The organism is Mycobacterium sp. 4D054, assembly GCF_052245755.1.
GTDB lineage: Bacteria > Actinomycetota > Actinomycetes > Mycobacteriales > Mycobacteriaceae > Mycobacterium.
In genome coordinates this window covers 95,509-114,851 of the sequence record NZ_JBQQCF010000018.1, presented here as the reverse complement: position 1 = coordinate 114,851, position 19,343 = coordinate 95,509, and the positions used below count along the sequence as shown (strand labels likewise).

At 67.4% G+C, this 19,343-nt stretch carries 21 protein-coding genes and 1 pseudogene; 16 read left to right on the top strand and 6 right to left on the bottom strand.

The window, feature by feature from the left end:
* Positions 1 to 126: 126 nt before the first annotated feature.
* Positions 127 to 801, bottom strand: a pseudogene (locus ACTWP6_RS15305) (formyltetrahydrofolate deformylase); the annotation flags it as partial.
* An 86-nt stretch (positions 802 to 887) separates the two neighbouring features.
* Between ACTWP6_RS15305 and ACTWP6_RS15300 the strand changes: the two are divergent.
* Entirely contained in the window at positions 888 to 2,573 is a 1,686-nt protein-coding gene (locus ACTWP6_RS15300) for an acyl-CoA dehydrogenase family protein (RefSeq protein ID WP_443188122.1), read from the top strand.
* Positions 2,574 to 2,588: 15 nt separating this feature from the next.
* On the opposite strand, the gene ACTWP6_RS15295 is transcribed toward ACTWP6_RS15300, so the two are convergent.
* Positions 2,589 to 2,966, bottom strand: a complete 378-nt coding sequence (locus ACTWP6_RS15295; protein ID WP_260757201.1) for a DUF2267 domain-containing protein — start codon at positions 2,964 to 2,966, stop codon at positions 2,589 to 2,591.
* 179 nt (positions 2,967 to 3,145) lie between these two features.
* Between ACTWP6_RS15295 and ACTWP6_RS15290 the strand changes: the two genes are divergently transcribed.
* The 3 genes from ACTWP6_RS15290 to ACTWP6_RS15280 are packed head-to-tail and all read left to right on the top strand — an operon-like array spanning position 3,146 to position 5,562.
* The gene (locus tag ACTWP6_RS15290; protein ID WP_443188121.1) at positions 3,146 to 4,084 is read left to right on the top strand and encodes a crotonase/enoyl-CoA hydratase family protein; all 939 of its coding nucleotides are present in this window, start codon (positions 3,146 to 3,148) and stop codon (positions 4,082 to 4,084) included.
* A 9-nt stretch (positions 4,085 to 4,093) separates the two neighbouring features.
* Positions 4,094 to 4,807, top strand: a complete 714-nt coding sequence (locus tag ACTWP6_RS15285; RefSeq protein WP_443188127.1) for a PaaX family transcriptional regulator C-terminal domain-containing protein — start codon at positions 4,094 to 4,096, stop codon at positions 4,805 to 4,807.
* Positions 4,804 to 5,562 (top strand): crotonase/enoyl-CoA hydratase family protein, encoded by a 759-nt coding sequence (locus ACTWP6_RS15280; protein ID WP_443188120.1) that lies wholly within the window; start codon positions 4,804 to 4,806, stop codon positions 5,560 to 5,562. Before ACTWP6_RS15285 ends, ACTWP6_RS15280 begins: the two co-directional genes overlap by 4 nt.
* A 6-nt stretch (positions 5,563 to 5,568) precedes the next feature.
* Here the strand turns inward: ACTWP6_RS15280 and ACTWP6_RS15275 are convergent, their stop codons facing one another.
* Both ACTWP6_RS15275 and ACTWP6_RS15270 read right to left on the bottom strand, forming a co-directional pair.
* A complete protein-coding gene (locus ACTWP6_RS15275; protein ID WP_260757204.1) occupies positions 5,569 to 5,979 on the bottom strand; it encodes a DUF3060 domain-containing protein in 411 nt (136 codons plus the stop codon).
* Positions 5,980 to 5,981: 2 nt separating this feature from the next.
* Positions 5,982 to 6,308: a DUF3060 domain-containing protein gene (locus ACTWP6_RS15270; RefSeq protein WP_260757952.1), complete on the bottom strand. Its 327-nt coding sequence runs from the start codon at positions 6,306 to 6,308 to the stop codon at positions 5,982 to 5,984.
* A 118-nt stretch (positions 6,309 to 6,426) separates the two neighbouring features.
* Here ACTWP6_RS15270 and ACTWP6_RS15265 point away from each other — a divergent pair, with 118 nt between their 5' ends.
* From ACTWP6_RS15265 to ACTWP6_RS15220, 10 genes are all read left to right on the top strand, one after another.
* Positions 6,427 to 6,978, top strand: coding sequence for a DUF3558 domain-containing protein (locus ACTWP6_RS15265; protein ID WP_443188119.1), 552 nt, complete (start codon positions 6,427 to 6,429; stop codon positions 6,976 to 6,978).
* 1 nt (position 6,979) lies between these two features.
* Entirely contained in the window at positions 6,980 to 7,510 is a 531-nt protein-coding gene (locus ACTWP6_RS15260) for a DUF3558 family protein (protein ID WP_443188118.1), read from the top strand.
* Positions 7,511 to 7,566: 56 nt separating this feature from the next.
* Positions 7,567 to 8,142, top strand: coding sequence for a TetR/AcrR family transcriptional regulator (locus ACTWP6_RS15255; RefSeq protein WP_443188117.1), 576 nt, complete (start codon positions 7,567 to 7,569; stop codon positions 8,140 to 8,142).
* A gap of 285 nt (positions 8,143 to 8,427) precedes the next feature.
* Positions 8,428 to 8,802 (top strand): 30S ribosomal protein S12, encoded by a 375-nt coding sequence (gene rpsL, locus ACTWP6_RS15250; protein ID WP_003929602.1) that lies wholly within the window; start codon positions 8,428 to 8,430, stop codon positions 8,800 to 8,802.
* A complete protein-coding gene (rpsG, locus tag ACTWP6_RS15245; RefSeq protein WP_260757240.1) occupies positions 8,802 to 9,272 on the top strand; it encodes a 30S ribosomal protein S7 in 471 nt (156 codons plus the stop codon). The genes rpsL and rpsG overlap by 1 nt, the downstream gene beginning before the upstream one ends.
* A gap of 81 nt (positions 9,273 to 9,353) precedes the next feature.
* Positions 9,354 to 11,456, top strand: a complete 2,103-nt coding sequence (fusA, locus tag ACTWP6_RS15240) for an elongation factor G (protein WP_443188116.1) — start codon at positions 9,354 to 9,356, stop codon at positions 11,454 to 11,456.
* Positions 11,457 to 11,538: 82 nt separating this feature from the next.
* A complete protein-coding gene (gene tuf / locus ACTWP6_RS15235) occupies positions 11,539 to 12,729 on the top strand; it encodes an elongation factor Tu (RefSeq protein ID WP_067961228.1) in 1,191 nt (396 codons plus the stop codon).
* 211 nt (positions 12,730 to 12,940) lie between these two features.
* Complete coding sequence (locus ACTWP6_RS15230) at positions 12,941 to 13,720, top strand: cutinase family protein (RefSeq protein ID WP_443188126.1); 780 nt, start codon at positions 12,941 to 12,943, stop codon at positions 13,718 to 13,720.
* A gap of 25 nt (positions 13,721 to 13,745) precedes the next feature.
* Positions 13,746 to 14,573, top strand: coding sequence for an SHOCT domain-containing protein (locus ACTWP6_RS15225; protein ID WP_443188115.1), 828 nt, complete (start codon positions 13,746 to 13,748; stop codon positions 14,571 to 14,573).
* Positions 14,574 to 14,621: 48 nt separating this feature from the next.
* A complete protein-coding gene (locus tag ACTWP6_RS15220; RefSeq protein ID WP_443188114.1) occupies positions 14,622 to 15,473 on the top strand; it encodes a mycofactocin-coupled SDR family oxidoreductase in 852 nt (283 codons plus the stop codon).
* Here ACTWP6_RS15220 and rocD read toward each other — a convergent pair.
* Positions 15,470 to 16,678, bottom strand: a complete 1,209-nt coding sequence (gene rocD / locus ACTWP6_RS15215) for an ornithine--oxo-acid transaminase (RefSeq protein WP_443188113.1) — start codon at positions 16,676 to 16,678, stop codon at positions 15,470 to 15,472. The two genes, ACTWP6_RS15220 and rocD, sit on opposite strands and share 4 nt — an antisense overlap.
* Entirely contained in the window at positions 16,675 to 17,523 is an 849-nt protein-coding gene (gene ddaH / locus ACTWP6_RS15210) for a dimethylargininase (protein WP_396885155.1), read from the bottom strand. The genes rocD and ddaH overlap by 4 nt, the downstream gene beginning before the upstream one ends.
* A gap of 113 nt (positions 17,524 to 17,636) precedes the next feature.
* Between ddaH and ACTWP6_RS15205 the strand changes: the two genes are divergently transcribed.
* Both ACTWP6_RS15205 and ACTWP6_RS15200 read left to right on the top strand, forming a co-directional pair.
* Positions 17,637 to 18,083 carry an Lrp/AsnC family transcriptional regulator gene (locus ACTWP6_RS15205; RefSeq protein WP_260757245.1) on the top strand — a complete coding sequence of 149 codons (447 nt, stop codon included), beginning with the start codon at positions 17,637 to 17,639 and terminating at the stop codon, positions 18,081 to 18,083.
* Between the two features lie 41 nt (positions 18,084 to 18,124).
* A complete protein-coding gene (locus ACTWP6_RS15200) occupies positions 18,125 to 19,333 on the top strand; it encodes an NAD(P)/FAD-dependent oxidoreductase (protein ID WP_443188112.1) in 1,209 nt (402 codons plus the stop codon).
* The last annotated feature ends 10 nt before the right edge of the window (positions 19,334 to 19,343 follow it).

Here is a 19,343-nt window from a genome sequence, read left to right as displayed (position 1 = left end):
CGGATGATCTGATCCGGAGTGTGCCGCCGGCGCTTGTTCGTTGCCATGTCGTCATTGATTCTTCCTGCCCGAGCACTCGGGCAACAGAGTCCCACAACGACTGGACCACTACAGGGGGCTCACCTCAAGTTTCACGCCGCGTTCCTTCGCACGGTGGTACGGTGCGGCGCCGATGAACGCCGGCAGGAACGAGTGGTGGATGTTGATCAGCGGACACCCGACCTCCTCGATGAAGCGCGGGCTCAGGATCTGCATGTAGCGGGCGAGCACCACGAGGTCGGCGTTGCCGCGCAGCAGGTCCAACTGGCGCTGCTCGGCCTCTGCGCGAATCCCCCTGTGCGCCGGGATGTGGATGAACGGCACGCCGAAAGGGCGCACGTCGTCGGCGAGGTCGGGATGGTTGGCGATCACCATCACCACCGACATGTCGAGCTCACCGCGGCGGTTTCGCCACAGCAGATCGAGCACGCAGTGGTCCTCGCGCGAGGCCATGATCACGACGCGTTTGGGCTTCGCCGCCTCCGTGAGGCGGAAGTCCATGCCGAATTCGTCGGCCACGTGCTCTGCGAAGGATCGTTCCAGCGCGTCTCGCACCGCCGTCAGACCCGCCAGATGGAAGATCGTGCGCTGCATGAAAATCCCGCCGGACTGCGCCGTCGAGTGCTGGTCGAGGGAAATGATGTTGGCGCCACGACCGGCGAGGAACCCGCTGACAGCGGCGACCAGGCCGGGACGGTCCTCGCAGCGCAGCAGAAGGCGCCCGACGTCTCTGCCCGATACCGCGGACGTGCGGTCGTCCACTCGGGCAGCTTAACGTCGGCCCGCCGGCCATCAGGGCGACGTTACATGTTCTTGTGCAGCCGTCGAGAAAATGTAACAGTGTGTGCATGCCTACTGCTCCAACGCTGTGCACCTCCGCGGGCACGCACGTCGTCGCCAATCAGGTCCCCCTGCTGGAGGACTTCAACCCGGCCGCGTCCCCTGTCCTCGCCGAGGCGCTGATCCGCGAAGGCGGGGATTGGGGCGTCGACGAGGTCCACGAACTGGGCGCAGTGGCCGGCGGCCGCAAAGCCCAGCGCTGGGGCGAACTCGCCGACCGCAACCGTCCTGTCCTGCACACCCATGACCGCGTCGGCCATCGCGTCGACGAGGTCGAGTACGACCCCGCCTACCACGAACTGATGAGCGTCGCCATCGGGCACGGTCTGCACGCGGCACCGTGGGCCGACGACCGACCGGGTGCGCACGTGGTGCGCGCCGCCAAGATGTCGGTGTGGACGCCGGAGGCTGGACACGTCTGCCCGATCTCGATGACCTACGCCGTCGTCCCGGCCCTGCGCCACAATCCGGAACTGGCGGCGCTCTACGAGCCGCTGCTGACCAGCCGAATCTACGACCCCGAACTCGCCGTGCCGGCGACCAAGCCCGGCCTCACCGCGGGGATGTCGATGACCGAGAAGCAGGGCGGCTCCGACGTCCGGGCCGGCACCACGCAGGCTGTCCCCACAGGCGACGGCACCTACCGGCTGACCGGGCACAAGTGGTTCACGTCCGCGCCGATGTGCGACCTCTTCCTGGTGCTCGCCCAGACGCCCGGCCGGGGCGAGCGAAGCGACGGGAAATCAGGCGGGTTGAGTTGCTTCTTCCTGCCGCGGATCCTGCCCGACGGCTCCCGCAACCGGATGTTCCTGCAGCGCCTCAAGGACAAGCTCGGCAACCACGCCAACGCCTCCAGCGAGGTGGAGTATGACGGGGCGACGGCGTGGCTGGTCGGGGAGGAAGGCCGCGGGGTGCCGACCATCATCGAGATGGTCAACCTGACCCGGCTGGACTGCACGCTGGGCAGCGCGACGAGCATGCGCAACGGGCTGATGCGCGCGGCCCACCATGCCCAGCACCGCAAGGCGTTCGGCGCGTACCTGATCGACCAGCCGCTGATGCGCAACGTGCTCGCCGACCTCGCGGTCGAGGCGGAGGCCGCGACCATGCTGGCGATGCGGATGGCCGGCGCCACCGACCGCGCCGTCCGCGGCGACGAACGCGAAACCCTGCTCCGCAGAATCGGATTGGCGGCCGCCAAGTATTGGGTGTGCAAGCGAGCCACGCCGCATGCCGCCGAGGCGATGGAGTGTCTGGGCGGCAACGGCTATGTCGAGGACTCGGGGATGCCGCGGCTGTACCGGGAGGCGCCGCTGATGGGCATCTGGGAGGGCTCGGGCAACGTCAGCGCGCTGGACACGTTGCGCGCCATGGCCACCCGGCCGGAGTGCGTCGACGTGCTGTTCGACGAGCTCGCCACCACCAAGGGGCACGACGCCCGCCTGGACGCCCACGTCGAACGTCTGCGGCCCCAGCTCGGCGATCCCGAGACCATCCAGTACCGCGCCCGCCAAGTCGCGGAGGACATCTCGCTGGCACTGCAGGGGTCGCTGCTAGCGCGCCACGGCCATCCCGCGGTCGCCGAGGCGTTCCTGGCCAGCAGGCTCGGTGGTCAGTGGGGTGGCGCCTTCGGCACGCTGCCCATCGGCCTGGACTTGGCGCCGATCATCGAGCGTGCTCTGGTCAAGGCATGACGCGGTCGTGGCCACCTACCGCGGCGGGATGCCCACTCTCTTGAAGTCGTCAGGCAGTTGACTGAGGACGTCGTTGAACTCACCCGGTGTGACGGCATCGCGCAGGGTGTCGAAGACCGCGTCGACAGCCAGCTCGGCCGTATTGACGTCGGTCCCACTACGGTCGGCGACGCGGCGAACGAACTCGACGAAATCGAAGGCCTCGGCTTCTTCCTTCGCGGGCAGCAATGGGTTCTGGAGCGGAACAGGCAACTGGGCGGCGAGGTCGCGGGCCTCGCCGCCGGTGATGCGTTCGGCAAGTGTAGCCAGCACCGCGCGGGTGAGTGTCTCAGCTTCTGATTGGCTGACACCGACTCCGGAGGCCACTCTGGAGATGAACTCGTCATATTTCATGTCCGTCAGGATCGTCGGGCCCGCCGCGCGATTTCTCCACCCGCGCGAGCTAAATTCGTCCTCGGGAATCGGCCCGAAATGGCTGTTACGGCTGTTGTGCGACTGTCGAAAAAACGTAACATGAAAGACATGCCAGATACCCAGCTAGAGGACCTCAACCCGACAATGGTCAAAGCCTGATGACCCACGCGATCAGGCCCGTCGACTTCGACGACCTGAAGACGATGACCTACGAGGTCACCGACCGAGTCGCCCGTATCACCTTCAACCGCCCCGAGAAGGGCAACGCGATCATCGCCGACACGCCCCTGGAGCTCTCGGCGCTCGTCGAACGCGCAGACCTCGACCCGGACGTCCACGTGATCCTGGTGTCCGGCCGCGGGGAAGGCTTCTGTGCGGGTTTCGACCTGTCGGCATACGCAGAGGGATCCTCGTCGGCGGGTGGCGGCAGCCCCTACCGCGACACCGTGCTGTCCGGCAGGACCCAGGCGATTAACCATCTGCCCGATCGGCCGTGGGATCCGATGATCGACTATCAGATGATGAGCCGTTTCGTGCGGGGCTTCTCCAGCCTGATGCGGTGCGACAAGCCGACCGTGGTGAAGATCCACGGCTATTGCGTGGCCGGCGGCACCGACATCGCGCTGCACGCCGATCAGGTGATCGCTGCCGCGGACGCCAAGATCGGCTATCCGCCCACCCGGGTGTGGGGTGTGCCCGCGGCGGGCATGTGGGCCCACCGGCTGGGCGATCAACGCGCCAAACGTCTTCTGCTGACCGGGGATTGCCTCACCGGCGCACAGGCCGCCGAGTGGGGCCTGGCCGTGGAGGCGCCCGACCCGGCCGACCTCGACGACCGCACCGAGCGACTGGTCGAACGGATCGCCGCCGTGCCGGTCAACCAGCTGATCATGGTCAAGCTCGCGATGAACAGCGCGCTGTACAACCAGGGCGTCGCCAACAGCGCGATGATCTCGATGGTGTTCGACGGTATCGCCCGCCACACGCCGGAGGGGCACGATTTCGTCGCGCAGGCCCGCGAACACGGCTTCCGTGAGGCGGTGCGTCAACGAGACGAACCGTTCGGTGACCACGGCCGTACCACCTCCGGGGTGTGACCGATGCGGATGACGGCCCGCTCGGTGGTGCTGAGCGTGCTGCTCGGCGCCCACCCGGCGTGGGCGACGGCCGCCGAATTGATCCGGCTCACCAGCGATTTCGGGATCCGGGAGTCGACGGTGCGGGTGGCCCTGACGCGCATGGTCGGCGCCGGAGACCTGGTGCGGTCGCAGGACGGATACCGGCTCTCGGACCGGCTGCTGGCCCGCCAGCGCCGGCAGGACGACGCGATCACCCCGCGGCGGCACGACTGGGACGGTAGCTGGACCACTCTGATCATCACCAGTGTCGGCACGGACGCCAGGACCCGGGCCCAGTTGCGGAACTCTTTGCAGGACAGGCGTTTCGGTGAGCTGCGGGAGGGTGTCTGGATGCGCCCGGCGAACGTCGACCTCGACCTCGGCCCCGACATCACCGCACGGGTGCGTGTGCTGCGGGCCCGCGACGGTGACCCGGTGGCGCTGGCCGCCCAACTGTGGGATCTGGCCGGCTGGGCGGCGCGCGGACGGGAACTTCTCGCCCGGATGGCCGCCGCGCGAGACGTTCCACAACGGTTCGTGGTCGCGGCGGCCATCGTGCGTCACCTGCTGACCGATCCGGTGCTGCCCGACGGACTACTACCCGCCGACTGGCCCGGCGCGCCGCTGCGCGCCGCGTACGAAGACTTCGCCGCCGAGATGGTCTCGCGGCGCGACGGTGTGGAACTGACGGAGGCCCGATGAGTGTGAGGGTGGAGAAGAACGGCGCGGTGACGACGGTGGTGCTGGACCGCCCCCGCGCGCGCAACGCCGTCGACGGCCCGACGGCGCTGGAGCTGCACGCCGCGTTCGAGGAGTTCGACAAGGACGAGTCGGCCGCCGTCGCCGTGCTCTGGGGCGACAACGGAACCTTCTGTGCCGGAGCCGATCTCAAGGCGATGGGCACGCCGCAGTCGAATCCGGTGCACCGCACCGGACCGGGGCCGATGGGGCCGAGCCGGATGGTGCTGTCCAAACCGGTGATCGCCGCGATCAGCGGATACGCCGTCGCCGGCGGGCTGGAACTGGCGCTGTGGTGCGACATGCGGGTGGTCGAGCAGGACGCCGTGATGGGGGTGTTCTGCCGTCGCTGGGGCGTCCCGTTGATCGACGGCGGCACCGTGCGACTACCGCGGCTGATCGGGCACAGCCGAGCGATGGACCTGATCCTGACCGGCCGCGCGGTCGATGCCGACGAGGCCTTCGCCATCGGCCTGGCCAACCGGGTGGTGCCGAAAGGGCAAGCGCGGCACCGGGCCGAGGAGCTGGCCGCCGAGCTGGCCGCCCTGCCGCAGCAGTGCCTGCGGTCGGACCGGATGTCGGTGCTGAGCCAGTGGGGCATGTCGGAGGCCGAAGCGATGGACGTCGAGTTCGGCAGTCTGTCGCGGGTGGCGTCCGAATCGCTGGAGGGCGCGGCCCGGTTCGCGTCCGGCGCCGGCCGGCACGGCCAGAAGGCGTAGGAGCGGTCAGCCCTTGGTGATGCTGTTGTTGCTGCCGGTGTCGTTGACCTTGGGATCGCCGTCGCGATAGGTGACGGTGTTGTTCAGCCCGACCACGGACAGTTCGGTGTCCACGCGGTCGATGGAGATCTTGTTGTCGGCGCCGCCGATGTTGACGTTCGCGCACGTGCCGACCACCGTCAACGTGTTGTTGGAACCTCCGACATTCAGTGACTTGCCGTCGGCGCAGTCGATCTCCGCGGTGGTGCCGAACGACCCGTAGTTGATGGTGTTGCCGATCTCGACCTGCGCCCCCGACGTTCCGGCCGTCGCCGTCGGCCTATTGGTGTCGTCACTGGTGGATCCGCATCCGGTGAGTACCACCGCGAAGGTCGCGGCGCCGGCAAGTCCGAGAAGTGGCAGGCGACGAAGCAGCATGCCTAGGCGGGTACCCGATCGATGCGGTTTGTCATCCCCAATTCGCGGCCGCGGTCCCACAGGACCGGCTCGCCGTTTTTATAGAACACCGTCTGATCCCAGCCGTACACCGTGATGTCGTTGATCACGTTGTCGGCGATCACCACGTTCGACGAACCCTGGACCGTCACCGCCCAGCAGGTTCCGAGCGCGTTGATCCGGTTGTTGTTGCCCAAAACGATCAGCGTGGCTTGATTGCAGTCGATGGTCTGCTCGATGCCGATCCCGGTGATGTGCGTATCGCCGTTCTTGGCGTGCGCCGCCGGATTCACCGAGGCCAGTGCAGCCATCACCACAAGTCCGCTCACCGTGCACAGACGCCCGCCAACCGATGAAGTCACACCGGCAGCCTACGACGTCGCGCGCTCGCACTGTCGGGCTTCACCAAGACAGGTACCGTGAGCTGCGATGCTCCGGGTTTTTGGTGGTGTCGGACGGTCCCTCGCCGTGGCGCTCGCCACGACGGCGACGGTTGCGGGCTGTGCGCAGACCGTGACCGGAACGGCGCAGCGTGCCGACGTCGTCGCCGTGGACGCCGATCGGAGCTACGGCTACCTCGAGAACCGCTGCGGCCTGCTCGACGACACCACCGTCGCGGCCATGCTCGGCGCCGACGCGATCACCCGGCCCTACAGCGGGGCGGTGTGCCAGTACATCCTCTCCCGCCGCGCGGCTGGGACGGCGACCGTCGACGTGACGTTCTCCTGGTTCGACGCCGGGAACCTGCAACGCGAACGCGACCTGGCCACCGCCCGCGGCGCCGCCGTCACCGACGTCGTGGTCGAGCGGCGCAAAGCCTTCGCCGCGCGCCGCGACACCACCGGGGCCGCCTGCTCGGCCACGGCTGCGGCGGGCTCGGGAGTGCTGAGCTGGTGGGTGCAGTACCGGGGGCAAACGACCGGCGATCCGTGCATCGACGCCGAGAAACTGCTGTCGGCGACACTGCGCTCGGACATGTGACGTGAGCATTCGCATCACCGCCCGCCTCTGCGCGGGCCTGGCGATCGGCGTGCTGCTGGCCGGATGCGGCGGGCCCGAACACGACGGCGCGGACGGGCCGGCTGTGCCGGCGGGCGCTGCGGGCTTCGAGAGCGTGGATTGCAACGGCATCACCGACGCCGACATCGCCGCCGCGGCCGGCCCCGACCTCTACGTCCCTGCGGTGGTCAGCGACGCCGGCTGCTTCTGGCAGGAGGACACCATGACCGACAGCGTCGGCGCCGGCATGGGTATCTCCACGTGGTGGTACCGCGGCAGCGACATGAACACCGAGCGGGAACTCGAAGAGCGCGCCGGCCGCACCCTGACCGAGATGACCGTCGACGGCAACAAGGGTTTCAAGGCCTATGACGAGACCGCCTGCAGCATCTATGTCGCCAAGGGGGCCGACGTGATCACCTGGTCGATCCAGACGATGAACGCCACCGCCATGCCCGATCTGTGCGGGGTGATCGAACAACTGGCGCAGCTCAGCCAACAGCGCGTGAACTAGAGTTGCTCGCTGGCCCGGCTCATCCCGGGCGACCTGACCGACGCGAGGGGGATGGCATGGCTGCTCGGCCGCCGCGATCCGCCAAGCTCAGTCGCGACACCATCGTCAACGCCGCGCTGACCTTCCTGGACCGCGAAGGCTGGGATGCGCTGACCATCAACGCCCTGGCCAATCAGCTCGGCACCAAGGGGCCGTCGCTCTACAACCACGTGCACAGCCTCGACGACCTGCGCCGCACGGTGCGCATGCGGGTGGTCGGCGACATCATCGACATGCTCAACACCGTCGGGCAGGGCCGCACCCCCGACGACGCGGTGATGGTCATGGCCAGCGCGTACCGCAGCTACGCGCATCACCACCCGGGCCGGTACTCGGCGTTCACCCGGATGCCGCTCGGGGGCGACGACCCGGAATTCACCGAGGCGACGCACGCCGCGGCGGCGCCCGTCATCGAGGTGTTGGGCACGTTCGGGCTGGAGAGCGACGCCGCGTTCCACGCCGCGCTGGAGTTCTGGTCGGCGATGCACGGGTTCGTGCTGTTGGAGATGACCGGGGTGATGGCGGGCATCGACACCGACGCCGTGTTCACCGACATGGTGGCCCGGCTGGCCGCCGGTATGCGCCTCCGCTGAGCAGTAACGATCGGAGATTCGCAGGTCAGCGGGTTTTGTTGAGGTATGCGGCCCTGGTATTGTGGACGTTCGTGCCTGGCTGATACGGCGCAGCATGCCTGTACGCCGGGCGAATTCGCATGTCTCGCTCTCGCGGGGTGCCGTGAAACTGTCCTGCAGTCAGCGGCGGCCGCATGCGACACGCCCGGACGCGGGGTAACCCTCGCGGGCATAACAGCAGTACAGAGAACTTAAAACGAACCAAGCACGCACGTCAGAACGACGAGGAACAGAGAAAGCCGGTACATGCCAACCATCAACCAGCTGGTCCGTAAGGGTCGCCGCGACAAGATCGCCAAGGTGAAGACCGCGGCCCTCAAGGGCAGCCCGCAGCGTCGCGGCGTGTGCACCCGCGTGTACACCACGACCCCGAAGAAGCCGAACTCGGCACTTCGCAAGGTCGCGCGCGTGCGCCTGACCAGCGCGGTCGAGGTCACCGCATACATCCCGGGTGAGGGCCACAACCTGCAGGAGCACTCGATGGTGCTGGTGCGCGGCGGCCGTGTGAAGGACCTCCCCGGCGTGCGGTACAAGATCATCCGCGGGTCACTGGACACGCAGGGCGTCAAGAACCGTAAGCAAGCCCGCAGCCGCTACGGCGCGAAGAAGGAGAAGAGCTGATGCCGCGCAAGGGACCCGCGCCCAAGCGTCCGTTGGTCAACGACCCGGTCTACGGGTCGCAGCTGGTCACCCAGCTGGTCAACAAAGTTCTGCTGGACGGGAAGAAATCGCTGGCCGAACGCATTGTTTACGGTGCGCTCGAACAGGCCCGTGAGAAGACCGGCACCGACCCCGTGGTCACGCTGAAGCGGGCCATGGACAACGTCAAGCCGGCGCTCGAGGTCCGTAGCCGCCGCGTCGGTGGCGCCACCTACCAGGTGCCCGTCGAGGTCCGTCCGGACCGTTCGGTCACCCTGGCCCTGCGGTGGCTGGTCAGCTTCTCCAAGCAGCGTCGCGAGAAGACCATGGTCGAGCGCCTGGCCAACGAGATCCTCGACGCCAGCAATGGCCTGGGTGCCGCCGTCAAGCGGCGCGAGGACACCCACAAGATGGCTGAGGCCAACCGCGCCTTCGCGCACTACCGCTGGTGATCGCACGCCCGCGGGCAATGCTCGCGGGCGTGAGTAGCCACAGCTGACGACAGCAACGATCAAGCGAGAGAGAAGACTTCCGTGGCACAGGACGTGCTGACCGACCTGAGCAAGGTCCGCAACATCGGCATCATGGCCCACATCGATGCCGGTAAGACGACGACGACCGAGCGCATCCTCTACTACACCGGTGTGAACTACAAGATCGGTGAGACGCACGACGGTGCCTCCACGACCGACTGGATGGAGCAGGAGCAGGAGCGGGGCATCACGATCACCTCGGCTGCCGTCACCTGTTTCTGGAACCAGAACCAGATCAACATCATCGACACCCCGGGACACGTCGACTTCACCGTCGAGGTGGAGCGGTCCCTGCGCGTGCTCGACGGTGCGGTCGCCGTCTTCGACGGCAAGGAAGGCGTCGAGCCCCAGTCCGAGCAGGTGTGGCGTCAGGCCGACAAGTACGACGTGCCGCGCATCTGCTTCGTCAACAAGATGGACAAGCTCGGCGCGGACTTCTACTTCACCGTGCGCACCATCGAGGAGCGCCTCGGCGCCAAGCCGCTGGTCATCCAGCTGCCGATCGGTGCCGAGAACGACTTCATCGGCATCATCGACCTGGTCGAGATGAAGGCCAAGGTGTGGCGCGGCGAGACCGCCCTCGGCGAGAAGTACGAGGTCGAGGACATCCCCGCCGATCTGGCCGACAAGGCCGAGGAGTACCGCACCAAGCTGATCGAGACGGTCGCCGAGACCGACGAGGCGCTGCTGGAGAAGTACTTCGGCGGTGAGGAGCTGTCGGTCGAGGAGATCAAGGGCGCGATCCGCAAGCTGACCGTGGCCAGCGAGCTGTACCCGGTGCTGTGCGGCAGCGCGTTCAAGAACAAGGGCGTGCAGCCCATGCTCGACGCGGTCATCGACTACTTGCCGTCGCCGCTGGACGTCGAGTCCGTGCAGGGTCACGTGCCCGGCAAGGAAGACGAGGTCATCACCCGGAAGCCGTCGACCGACGAGCCGTTCTCGGCGCTGGCCTTCAAGATCGCCGTGCACCCGTTCTTCGGCAAGCTGACCTACGTCCGCGTGTACTCGGGCACCGTCGAGTCCGGCTCGCAGGTCGTGAACTCGACCAAGGGCAAGAAGGAGCGGCTGGGCAAGCTGTTCCAGATGCACGCCAACAAGGAGAACCCCGTCGAGCGTGCCTCGGCCGGCCACATCTACGCCGTGATCGGGCTCAAGGACACCACCACCGGTGACACGTTGAGCGACCCCAACGACCAGATCGTGCTGGAGTCGATGACGTTCCCGGATCCGGTCATCGAGGTCGCCATCGAGCCCAAGACCAAGAGCGACCAGGAGAAGCTGGGCACCGCGATCCAGAAGCTCGCCGAAGAGGACCCGACCTTCAAGGTGCACCTGGACCAGGAGACCGGCCAGACCGTCATCGGCGGCATGGGCGAGCTCCACCTGGACATCCTGGTCGACCGCATGCGCCGCGAGTTCAAGGTCGAGGCCAACGTCGGCAAGCCGCAGGTGGCCTACCGCGAGACCATCCGCCGCAAGGTCGAGAAGGTCGAGTACACCCACAAGAAGCAGACGGGTGGCTCCGGTCAGTTCGCGAAGGTGCTCATCGACCTCGAGCCGTTCAGCGGCGAGGACGGTGCCACCTACGAGTTCGAGAACAAGGTCACCGGTGGCCGCATCCCGCGCGAGTACATCCCGTCGGTGGATGCCGGTGCGCAGGACGCGATGCAGTACGGCGTGCTCGCCGGCTACCCGCTGGTGAACCTCAAGGTCACCCTGCTCGACGGCGCGTTCCACGAGGTCGACTCGTCGGAAATGGCGTTCAAGGTGGCCGGCTCCCAGGTGCTGAAGAAGGCCGCGCAGGCTGCGCAGCCGGTCATCCTGGAGCCCATCATGGCCGTCGAGGTCACCACGCCCGAGGATTACATGGGCGACGTGATCGGCGACCTGAACTCCCGCCGTGGTCAGATCCAGGCCATGGAGGAGCGGAGCGGTGCCCGTGTCGTCAAGGCGCAGGTTCCGCTCTCGGAGATGTTCGGCTACGTCGGAGACCTCCGGTCGAAGACCCAGGGCCGGGCGAACTACTCCATGGTGTTTGACTCGTACGCCGAGGTTCCGGCGAACGTGTCGAAGGAGATCATCGCGAAGGCCACGGGTCAGTAATCTGGCCCGGGTCTTCGGACCACAACTGAAGAAACCAACCTGCTTTAACCAAAGCACCAACACAGTCCAGGAGGACACAGAAGTGGCGAAGGCGAAGTTCGAGCGGACGAAGCCGCACGTCAACATCGGGACCATCGGTCACGTTGACCACGGCAAGACCACGCTGACTGCAGCAATCACCAAGGTTCTGCACGACAAGTACCCCGATTTGAACGAGTCGCGCGCATTCGACCAGATCGACAATGCGCCCGAGGAGCGTCAGCGCGGTATCACCATCAACATCTCCCACGTGGAGTACCAGACCGACAAGCGTCACTACGCACACGTCGACGCCCCCGGTCACGCTGACTACATCAAGAACATGATCACCGGTGCCGCCCAGATGGACGGCGCGATCCTGGTGGTCGCCGCCACTGACGGCCCGATGCCGCAGACCCGCGAGCACGTGCTGCTGGCCCGCCAGGTCGGCGTGCCTTACATCCTGGTGGCCCTGAACAAGGCCGACATGGTCGACGATGAGGAGCTCATCGAGCTCGTCGAGATGGAGGTCCGCGAGCTGCTGGCCGCCCAGGACTTCGACGAGGAAGCCCCGGTCGTCAAGGTCTCGGCGCTCAAGGCGCTCGAGGGCGACGAGAAGTGGGTCAAGTCGGTCGAGGAGCTCATGGAGGCCGTCGACGAGTCGATCCCGGATCCGGTCCGCGAGACCGAGAAGCCGTTCCTGATGCCCGTCGAGGACGTCTTCACGATCACCGGCCGCGGCACCGTGGTCACCGGTCGCGTCGAGCGCGGCATCATCAACGTGAACGAGGAAGTCGAGATCGTCGGCATCCGTCCCGACACCACCAAGACCACGGTCACCGGTGTCGAGATGTTCCGCAAGCTGCTCGATCAGGGCCAGGCCGGTGACAACGTCGGTCTGCTGCTGCGCGGCATCAAGCGCGAGGACGTCGAGCGTGGCCAGGTTGTGGTCAAGCCCGGCACCACCACCCCGCACACCGAGTTCGAGGGCAGCGTCTACATCCTGTCCAAGGACGAGGGCGGCCGCCACACGCCGTTCTTCAACAACTACCGGCCGCAGTTCTACTTCCGGACCACGGACGTGACCGGCGTGGTGACCCTGCCCGAGGGCACCGAGATGGTGATGCCCGGTGACAACACCGACATCTCCGTCAAGCTGATCCAGCCCGTCGCCATGGATGAGGGCCTGCGCTTCGCGATCCGCGAGGGCGGCCGTACCGTCGGCGCCGGCCGGGTTACCAAGATCATCAAGTGATCTAGGCTCAGCCAACAACAGTGGCGCTCACCCGAACGGGTGGGCGCCACTTTTGTGTGGGGGAAGCCGTGTAACGCCCCCGACGGCAAGTCCGATGTATGGTGCGACGGCTGTCGAGGGGTCGGCCGGGTTCGAAGTGAAGAGGTTCGTAGTGAGCAGTTCTGGCATTGCCGCAGTCGCGGGCGCCGCCGTTCTCGGCGGCGCTGCCATCATGGGCTTGACGGCCGGTACCGCATCCGCCCAGCCCGCCTGTCCCGACGTCCACTGGATCGGCGCCGCCGGTTCCGGCGAGCGCGCCGGTGACCTGTCCGCCGACGCGGGCATGGGGCGGGTCGTGTACAAGTCCTACCGCGACTTCGCCTCGCTGGTGCAGCAGACCGGCCGGACGATCACCGCCGAGGCCGTGAACTATCCCGCCACCGAGGTGCCCGAAGACGGCGGCATCCTGGACTGGGCTGGTTTCATCGGCAGCGTCGACACCGGCACGGCCGCGCTCGGCCAGCAGTACCAGGCGTTCGTCGCGCAGTGCCCGTCCACCCAGGTGGTGCTGGCCGGCTACTCGCAGGGCGCCATGGTCGTGCACCGCAACCTGCATTCCCTCGACGCCAGCCCGAACCTGGCGGCCGCGCTGCTCGTCGCCGACGGCGACCGGTTGCCGCAGGACCCGACCATCAACATCGGCTCGGTGGTGTCGGTGCCGGGCGCCGGCAAGGGCGTCGCGCAGGACTGGCCGATCCTCGCTCATGCGCCCGCACCGTTGCCGCCCACGATGGGCGCCCGGACGATCAGCGTGTGCGATCTCGGCGACGCGGTATGCGACTACGATCCCGAGGCCGAGGACGAGATGAACCCGGCGGCGGTGGCGGTGCACACCAGCTACGCCCGCCGGGCCAGCGCGATGGATCCGTGGACGATGCCGCTGTACCAGCTCGTCAGTCAGGCTCCCGCGCCGCTGCCCGCGGCTCCCGTGCAGGTAACAGCAGGTTCCTGAGCCGTTCAACGGTCATAATCACCGCATGTCGACTTTCTGGCGATATGTGAAGATCCAGCTCTTCGTGCTGCTCTGCGGCATCGTCGGTCCCATCTTCCTGGCGATCTACTTCGCGACCGGCGGTGACCCGCTGATGAAGTGGATGTTCTGGGTCGGTCTGTTGATCACCGCCGTCGACGTGCTGATCGCGCTGGTGATCACCAACCTCGGCGTCCGCTCGGCGGCCAAGAAGCAGGCGTTGGAGGCCTCCGGCGTGCTGGCCCTGGGGCAGGTCGTCGGCATCCACGAGACCAACACCCGGATCAACGACCAGCCGCTGGTCAAGCTCGACCTGCAGGTGTCCGGCCCCGGCATCACGCCGTTCTCGACGCAGGATCAGGTCGTCGCGTCGGTGAGCCGGCTGCCGATGATCACCAGCCGTAAGCTCGCCGTGCTGGTGGACCCCGCCACGAACGACTACCAGATCGACTGGGAGCGCAGCGCTCTGGTGAGCGGGATGATGCCTGCGACCTTCAGCGTCTCCGACGACAACCGGACCTACGACCTCACCGGCCAGACCGACGCGCTGATGGAGATCCTGCAGGTGCTCAAGGCCCACGGCATCGGGATGGACGCCATGATCGACCTTCGTTCCAATCCCGCGGCGCGCCAGCAGGTGCAGAACATCGTCCGCCAAGCCGCCGCTGCGCAGGTCCCGCCGCCACCGGTGCCGGCGGCCACCGCCTACCTGGCGCCGTCGGCCGAACCGACCACGGCGCAACGTCTTCAGGAGCTCGAGACCCTCCGCGCCACCGGTTCGATCACCGATGACGAGTACGCCGCCAAGCGCCGGCAGATCATCGCGGACCTGTGATCGGCGGACTCTAGAACACGTTCTAATTCTGCTGTTAGCCTGATCCCCATGGCATCAGGTGCACCCCTTGAAGGTCGCGTCGCGCTGATCACCGGAGCCGCGCGCGGTCAGGGCCGCGCGCACGCGGTTCGGTTGGCGGCCGACGGCGCCGACATCGTCGCGATCGACGTCTGTAAGCCGGTCTCGGAGACCATCACCTATGCGATGCCGACAGCCGAGGATCTGGCCGAGACGGTGCGCCTGGTGGAGGCGACCGGTCGCAAGGTGCTCGCCCGCGAGGTCGACATCCGTGACCTGGCGGCCCAGCAGCAGCTCGTCGCCGACGCCGTCGAGCAGTTCGGCCGGCTCGACATCGTGGTGGCCAACGCCGGGGTGTTGAGCTGGGGCCGCATCTGGGAGATGTCGGCGGAGCAGTGGGACACCGTCGTCGACGTCAACCTCAACGGCACCTGGCGCACCATCCGCGCCGCGGTGCCGGCGATGATCGCGGCCGGCAACGGCGGCTCGATCGTCATCGTCAGTTCGTCGGCCGGGTTGAAGGCCACCCCGGGCAACGCGCACTACGCGGCGTCCAAGCACGGGCTGGTGGCGCTGACGAACGCGCTGGCCCTGGAGGCCGGGGAGTTCGGTATCCGGGTGAACTCCATTCACCCGTACTCCATCGACACCCCGATGATCGAGAAGGACGCGATGATGCAGATCTTCTCGAAGTACCCCACCTTCCTGCACAGCTTCGCCCCTATGCCGTTCAAACCGGTTGCCCGCGACGGCAAGCCGGGCTTGCAGGAATTCATGACGGCCGAGGAGGTCGCCGAGGTGGTGGCCTGGCTGGCCAGCGACGCGTCGGCCACGATCTCGGGCTCGCAGATCGCGGTGGACCGCGGCACGATGAAGTACTAGGCGCCCAGCACTTCGGCGAATCGGTCGACCGCCCAGTCGATCTCGTCGGCGGTGATCACCAGTGGCGGCGCGAAGCGCAGCGTCGATCCCTGCGTGTCCTTGACGAGCACGCCGAGCTCGGTCAGCCGCAGGCTGACCTGCTTTCCGGTGCCGTGGACCGGGTCGATGTCGACACCGGCCCACAATCCCTTGCCGCGCACCGCGACCACGCCGCGGCCGATCAGCCCACGCAGCCGTGCGTGCAGGTGGGCTCCGAGTTCAGTTGCGCGCTGCTGGAATTCGCCTCGCTCCAGGATGCCGACGACGGTGCGGCCGATCGCCGCGGCCAGCGGGTTGCCGCCGAAGGTCGAGCCGTGCTCACCGGGATGCAGCACGCCGAGGACGTCGCGGTCGGCGACGACCGCCGACAGCGGCACGACGCCCCCGCCGAGGGCTTTGCCCAGCAGGTAGACGTCCGGCACCACGTCCCAGTGGTCGCACGCGAACGTCCGCCCGGTGCGAGCCAGGCCGGACTGGATCTCGTCGGCGATCATCAGCACGTCGCGCTGGGTGCACAGTGCGCGTACCCGCGGCAGGTAGTCGTCGGGTGGGACGATGATGCCGGCCTCACCCTGGATCGGTTCCAGCAGCACGGCAACGGTGTCGTCGTCGATGGCGCGGGAGAGGGCGTCGGCGTCCCCGAACGGCACCGCCCGGAAGCCGGGCGTATACGGACCGAATCCGCGACGGGCGGTCTCGTCGTCGGAGAAGCTGATGATCGTCGTGGTGCGGCCGTGGAAGTTGTTGTGTGCCACCACGATGTTGGAGTCGCTGACCCCTTTGACGTCGGCCCCCCACTTGCGTGCCACCTTGATGCCGCTCTCGACCGCCTCTGCGCCGCTGTTCATCGGCAGCACCATGTCCTTGCCGCACAGCCCCGCCAGTGCCGCGCAGAACGGGGCCAGACGGTCGGAGTGGAAGGCGCGGCTCACCAGCGTCACCGCGTCGAGTTGGGCGTGCGCCGCGGCGATGATCTCGGGGTGGCGGTGCCCGAAGTTCACCGCGGAGTACGCGGCCAGGCAATCGAGATAGCGCCTACCCTCCACGTCGGTGATCCAGGCGCCCTCCGCGCTCGCGGCCACAACGGGCAATGGCGAGTAGTTGTGCGCGACGTGACGGCTGTCGAGGTCGACGGTGGAAGCGGTGCGCGAAATCATGGCCGTCATGGGTGTACCTCCAGCGTGCAACATTTCACCGAGCCGCCTCCCTTCAGCAGCTCGGACAGGTCGACGGGCACCGGCCGGAAGCCGGCCTGATGCAGCTGCTGGGCGAAACCCGTTGCAGCCGAGGGCAACACCACGTTGAGACCGTCGGAGACGACGTTGAGGCCCAGCACGTAGGCATCGGCGCTGGCGACCTCGATGGCGTCGGGGAACAGGTCGGCCAGTGCCGCACGGGCGGCCGGCGCGAACGCCGGCGGGTAGTAGGCGACAGTGGCGTCGTCGAGCACGGCCAGCGCGGTGTCGAGGTGGTAGAAACGCGGGTCGACGAGCTCCAGGCTGATGACCGGCATGCCGACGTGTGCGCCGACCTCCGCGTGCGCCCGCCGGTCGGTGCGGAACCCGTGACCGGCAAGGAGGTTGGAGCCGACGGTCAGGAAGTCGCCCTGCCCCTCGTTGACGTGCCGGGTTCGCGCGGGAACGTAGCCGTTGCATGACATCCATTCCGCGTAGGCGACCGCCTCGCCGGCGCGTTCGGGGTGCGCGAACCGGGCGACCACGGCTGCGCCGTTGATGACCGTGCCACCGTTGGCCGCGTAGACCATGTCCGGCAACCCCGGCAGCGGTTCCACGAGATCGACGGTGTGGCCGAGGTCGAGATACGTGTTGCGCAGCGCCTCCCACTGAGACAGCGCGCGCTCCGGATCGACGGGTGCCGACGCGTCCATCCACGGGTTGATTTCGTACTCCACGGCGAAGTACAGGGGCGCGGTCATGACATAGCGGCGCGGGCGCGCGGTGCGTTCAACGGTCTGCGCGGTATCCGGGGCGCCGGCGAGGTCAGTCGTCACGAATCAACGATAAGGAGGGTAGTTGACGCAATCAATCGACGAATCTTGCGTGTCTACCGCAGATCTGTTGTGCTGGGTGCTGTTCTGTGGGGCTTTGTTGCGCGGGAGTGGTGATGGACCGTCTCGATGAGACAGACGAGCGCATCCTGGCCGAGCTGGCCGACAACGCGCGAGCGACGTTCGCCGACATCGGGCAGCAGGTGAACCTGTCTGCGCCGGCGGTCAAGCGCCGGGTGGACCGCATGGTGGACGCCGGTGTCATCAAGGGATTCACGACGGTGATCGACCGCAGCGCGCTGGGCTGGACCACGGAGGCCTACGTCCAGGTGTTCTGTCACGGCACGATCGCGCCCACGCAGCTGCGTGCGGCCTGGAAGGACATCCCGGAGGTGGTCAGCGCCGCGACGGTGACGGGCACCTCCGACGCGATCCTGCATGTGCTCGCGCGCGACATGCGCCACCTGGAGGAGGCGCTGGAACGCATCCGGGCCAGCGCCGACATCGAGCGCAGTGAGAGCATCGTGGTGCTCTCCAACCTGATCGAGCGCGCGCCGCGCTGAGCGGGTAGTTGTGGGGTGGCGCACATCGTCCGGTTGCCATCGTGTACAAAGCCCACGTGAGCACTTCTGAGGATTCCCGGGCAGCAGGCGGTGTCGTCATCGTGGGCGGCGGCCTGGCCGCTGCGCGCACGGCTGAGCAGCTGCGTCGGTCGGAGTATGCGGGAGCCGTCACGATCGTCAGCGACGAGGACCATCTGCCGTATGACCGGCCGCCGCTGTCCAAAGAGGTGCTGCGCGCCGAGACCGACGACGTGACGTTGAAGCCGGCGGAGTTCTATGCCGAGAACAACATCACCGTGCTGCTCGGCAACGGCGTGAAGTCGGTCGACACCGCCGCGCAGACCGTAACCCTCGGCGACGGAACGCAGCTCGGTTACGACGAGCTCGTCATCGCGACCGGGCTTGTGCCGAAGCGCATTCCGTCCTTTCCGGACCTGCCGGGCATCCATGTACTGCGTAACTTCGACGAGAGTCTCGCCCTCCGGCAGGAGGCCGGTACGGCGCGGCACGCGGTCGTCGTGGGCGCCGGATTCATCGGCTGCGAGGTCGCTGCCAGCCTGCGCAAGATGGGCGTCGACGTGGTGCTCGTGGAGCCGCAGCCCGCGCCGCTGGCGTCGGTGCTGGGGCAGCCGATCGGCGAGCTGGTCACGAGACTGCACCGGGCCGAGGGGGTCGATGTCCGTTGCGGTGTCGGCGTCTCGGGCGTAAGCGGGGACGACCGCGTCCGCAAGGTCACGCTGAGCGACGGCTCGGAGCTCGATGCCGACATCGTCATCGTCGGGATCGGTTCGCATCCGGCGACGGACTGGCTCGCTGGTAGCGGGATCGAGGTCGACAACGGTGTGGTCTGCGACGAGGCCGGCCGGGCGAGCGCGCCACACGTGTGGGCCATCGGTGACGTCGCTTCGTGGCGTGACACCGTCGGCGGTCAAGTGCGCGTTGAGCATTGGAGCAACGTCGCCGACCAGGCGCGCGTTCTGGTGCCGACCATGCTCGGTCAGGAACCGCCTGCCGCGGTCTCGGTGCCGTACTTCTGGAGCGACCAGTACGACGTGAAGATCCAGGCCCTCGGTGAGCCCGAGGCCACCGACACCGTGCACATCGTCGAGGACGACGGACGCAAGTTCCTGGCCTACTACGAGCGCGATGGCATCGTGGTCGGCGTGGTCGGAGGTGGGTTCCCGGGCAAGGTGATGAAGGTGCGGGCCAAGATCGCCGCGGGTGCGCCGATTTCGGAACTGCTCGGCTAGGTTTCACGCC

What these genes read in the sequence shown, in the direction of transcription:
- ACTWP6_RS15300 (WP_443188122.1), top strand. Translation starts at nt 888, where the DNA reads ATGCCTACTGCTCCAACGCTGTGCACCTCCGCGGGCACGCACGTCGTC.
- ACTWP6_RS15295 (WP_260757201.1), bottom strand. Translation starts at nt 2,966, where the DNA reads ATGAAATATGACGAGTTCATCTCCAGAGTGGCCTCCGGAGTCGGTGTC.
- ACTWP6_RS15290 (WP_443188121.1), top strand. Translation starts at nt 3,146, where the DNA reads ATGACCCACGCGATCAGGCCCGTCGACTTCGACGACCTGAAGACGATG.
- ACTWP6_RS15285 (WP_443188127.1), top strand. Translation starts at nt 4,094, where the DNA reads ATGACGGCCCGCTCGGTGGTGCTGAGCGTGCTGCTCGGCGCCCACCCG.
- ACTWP6_RS15280 (WP_443188120.1), top strand. Translation starts at nt 4,804, where the DNA reads ATGAGTGTGAGGGTGGAGAAGAACGGCGCGGTGACGACGGTGGTGCTG.
- ACTWP6_RS15275 (WP_260757204.1), bottom strand. Translation starts at nt 5,979, where the DNA reads ATGCTGCTTCGTCGCCTGCCACTTCTCGGACTTGCCGGCGCCGCGACC.
- ACTWP6_RS15270 (WP_260757952.1), bottom strand. Translation starts at nt 6,308, where the DNA reads ATGGCTGCACTGGCCTCGGTGAATCCGGCGGCGCACGCCAAGAACGGC.
- ACTWP6_RS15265 (WP_443188119.1), top strand. Translation starts at nt 6,427, where the DNA reads ATGCTCCGGGTTTTTGGTGGTGTCGGACGGTCCCTCGCCGTGGCGCTC.
- ACTWP6_RS15255 (WP_443188117.1), top strand. Translation starts at nt 7,567, where the DNA reads ATGGCTGCTCGGCCGCCGCGATCCGCCAAGCTCAGTCGCGACACCATC.
- rpsL (WP_003929602.1), top strand. Translation starts at nt 8,428, where the DNA reads ATGCCAACCATCAACCAGCTGGTCCGTAAGGGTCGCCGCGACAAGATC.
- rpsG (WP_260757240.1), top strand. Translation starts at nt 8,802, where the DNA reads ATGCCGCGCAAGGGACCCGCGCCCAAGCGTCCGTTGGTCAACGACCCG.
- ACTWP6_RS15230 (WP_443188126.1), top strand. Translation starts at nt 12,941, where the DNA reads ATGGGCTTGACGGCCGGTACCGCATCCGCCCAGCCCGCCTGTCCCGAC.
- ACTWP6_RS15225 (WP_443188115.1), top strand. Translation starts at nt 13,746, where the DNA reads ATGTCGACTTTCTGGCGATATGTGAAGATCCAGCTCTTCGTGCTGCTC.
- ACTWP6_RS15220 (WP_443188114.1), top strand. Translation starts at nt 14,622, where the DNA reads ATGGCATCAGGTGCACCCCTTGAAGGTCGCGTCGCGCTGATCACCGGA.
- rocD (WP_443188113.1), bottom strand. Translation starts at nt 16,678, where the DNA reads ATGACGGCCATGATTTCGCGCACCGCTTCCACCGTCGACCTCGACAGC.
- ACTWP6_RS15205 (WP_260757245.1), top strand. Translation starts at nt 17,637, where the DNA reads ATGGACCGTCTCGATGAGACAGACGAGCGCATCCTGGCCGAGCTGGCC.